The following is a 2,811-nucleotide window of genomic DNA, read 5'->3' on the forward strand; positions in this document are numbered from 1 at the left end:
GACGCAGGTTTCGGGGCCGCTTCGCAGCCCAGCGGGAGCAAGCTCCCTCGCCACAACGTGTTACATGCGCAGGAGGATCTTCCAGGCGCGGTTCTGGTACACCGCAATCGCCTGATGCTTGCGTGCATCGAGCAGTTCGTCGGTGATGGTCGGCTCGTTGGCCAGTTGCGCCAGTTTGTTCAGTTCACCGTAGAGGCGATCCATTTCCGGGATATCCAGCACGTTGCGTGCATGGTGCAGCCAGACCTGAATGCGCTCGATGCGCGGCAGTTGCTCGGCGAGATCTTCCGGCTGCTGCTGGTAGCGCTGCAACTGCAGAGCGGTGGCTTCTTCGCCCAACAGGCGCGGCAACCAGCTGTGCAGTTGCGCGTCCCCCTGACGGTTGCCTCGAGTGTTGCGGTCGGCGGTCCAGGTACGGGCCAGCAGCCAGCGCGAGGCGTTCAGCGAGAACTGACCCCAGCGTGGGTCTTCCAGCTCTTCGAGGAACTGCTCAGGCGCGGCTTTGCGCACGTCTTCGTCTTCGATGCCGACCTGCACCAGCGGGCGCCAGTCTTCCAGCAAGGCATCAAGGGCGACGCGCAGGTCGTGGGTCGACTGACGCGGTGCCGCTTGACCGAGGCTGCTGAGCAGGGCGCGCATTTCCGCGAGGTTCTCGACCCAGTCCTGCAGCAGGCGCCAGTGGCCGTTGAAGCGATATTGTTCGGCCAGACGCTGGCTGCTGCCGAGCAGGTGCCAGCTCAGCGCGGCGAAGGCGTCGTCGAGACGGGTTTCGGTGGTCAGCTGCGGCGCTGGCAGGCTCAGCGAGTAGCTGTTGGCGTCGTGCAGGCGATAACCGCGCTCGGCCTTGCTGATGTCGCACGGCATCAGTGCCAGGGTCTCTGCCAGTTCAGCAGCCAGTTCCAACAGCGCGGCGGGCTCGCCTTCGCGCAGCTCCAGTTCCAGTTCGCAGATCTCTTCCTTCTGCTTGCCGACCACCACATGACCGAGATCCAGTGCGGCCTCGATCACCACTTTGGTCTTGCCACGGCCCCAGGCGATTTCGGCGCGCTCGCGGACGAAATCGGTGGTGAAGATCGGCTTGAGGGCTTTCTTGTCCAGCTCGGCCAGCGCCTCGGGCCAGCATTCGCCGTCGAGTTTCTTCACGTCGAGTTTGGCTTTCGGCAGTTTCCAGTCGTACTCGTTACGCTCGGACAGACCGGCGACGCTCTGGCCACGGGTCTTGAGGGTCTGAATCACTTCGTCACCGTCCTTGCGCAGGCGCAGGGCGACTTTGGCCTGGGCCAGATCGCGCTCGGGGGTGTCGAAATACTGGTTCATCAACTCACGGCGTTCCCAGCCACCTTTGTTGCGTTTCTTCAGCAGCGGGTGCTCGCGCAGGGCAGCGAGGGTTTCGCGGCTGACGCGGAGTTTGATTTCGGTTTCTTTTTGCATGGCCGGAACATCCAGAATCGGGAGCGCAGCCGGGGGAATGTGTGGCTGCCAAGGCCGTGCAGTGTACAGGAGTCAAACTTCCTACGCCCTGCGGCGGTTTATTCCGCGCGCTGGATGGTTCTATAGTGGGCCTCAATCCGGGACCTGGAGTCAGTGATGCCATTGCCGTCCATGCAAGACCAGTTCGCCGCGCTGATTGCCGCGCCATCGGTCAGCTGTACCCAACCGAGCCTCGATCAATCCAACCGCGCCGTCATCGATCTGCTGGCGGGTTGGCTGGGTGACCTGGGTTTCAGCTGCGATATCCAGCAGGTCAGCCCCGGCAAATTCAATCTGCTCGCCAGTTTTGGCAGTGGTCCCGGCGGCCTGGTGCTGGCCGGGCACAGCGATACGGTGCCCTACGATGACGCGTTGTGGCAGACCGACCCGCTGAAGCTCACCGAAGTCGATGGCCGCTGGGTAGGGCTGGGCAGTTGCGACATGAAGGGCTTCTTTGCGCTGATCATCGAAGCCGTGCAGCCGCTGCTCGAGCAACCGTTCAAACAACCGCTGCTGATTCTCGCCACCTGCGACGAAGAAAGCTCAATGTCCGGCGCCCGCGCGCTGGCCGAGGCCGGGCAACCGCTGGGCCGCGCGGCGGTGATCGGCGAGCCGACCGGGCTCAAGCCGATCCGCATGCACAAAGGCATCATGATGGAGCGCATCGACATCCTCGGGCAGAGCGGTCACTCCTCGGATCCGCGCCTGGGCCACAGTGCCCTTGAAGCGATGCACGATGCCATCGGCGAACTGCGCGGCCTGCGCCTGTTGTGGCAGCGCGAATTCAGCAATCCACAATTCAGCGTGCCGCAACCGACGATGAACTTCGGCTGCATTCATGGCGGCGACAACCCCAATCGCATCTGCGGCCAGTGTTCGCTGGAATTCGACCTGCGGCCGCTGCCGGGCATGGACCCGAACGTGCTGCGCGCGGAAATCCTGCGCAAGCTCAACCCGGTGGCCGAGCGGCACAAGGTGAAAATCGATTACAAACCGCTGTTCCCGGAAGTGCCGCCGTTCGAGCAGACCGAGGATGCCGAACTGGTGCGCATCGCCGAAAAGCTCACCGGTCATCGTGCCGAAGCAGTAGCGTTCGGCACCGAAGCGCCTTATCTTCAGCGCCTCGGCTGCGAAACCATTGTGCTTGGCCCCGGCGACATCGCCTGCGCGCATCAACCGGGCGAGTACCTTGAAATGTCACGTTTGCAGCCTACCGTGCATCTGATTCGGCAGTTGATTGAACATTACTGCCTGAGCCCGGACAAACTTGTGTGAGTGAATGCTGTACCTGTAGGAGTGAGCCTGCTCGCGATAGCGGTGAGTCAGTCACCGAAGATATTG

Annotated in this window: 2 protein-coding genes; one reads left to right on the forward strand and one right to left on the reverse strand. The window is 62.8% G+C overall.

The window, feature by feature from the left end:
* Positions 1-60: 60 nt before the first annotated feature.
* Positions 61-1,431: an inorganic triphosphatase gene (locus tag DCO47_RS26480; RefSeq protein WP_116659263.1), complete on the reverse strand. Its 1,371-nt coding sequence runs from the start codon at positions 1,429-1,431 to the stop codon at positions 61-63.
* Between the two features lie 156 nt (positions 1,432-1,587).
* Here DCO47_RS26480 and argE point away from each other — a divergent pair, with 156 nt between their 5' ends.
* Positions 1,588-2,745, forward strand: coding sequence for an acetylornithine deacetylase (argE, locus tag DCO47_RS26485; RefSeq protein WP_116659264.1), 1,158 nt, complete (start codon positions 1,588-1,590; stop codon positions 2,743-2,745).
* Positions 2,746-2,811: the final 66 nt, after the last annotated feature.

Origin of the sequence: Pseudomonas sp. NDM (assembly GCF_003105095.1) — a bacterium.
Taxonomy (GTDB): domain Bacteria; phylum Pseudomonadota; class Gammaproteobacteria; order Pseudomonadales; family Pseudomonadaceae; genus Aquipseudomonas; species Aquipseudomonas moraviensis_A.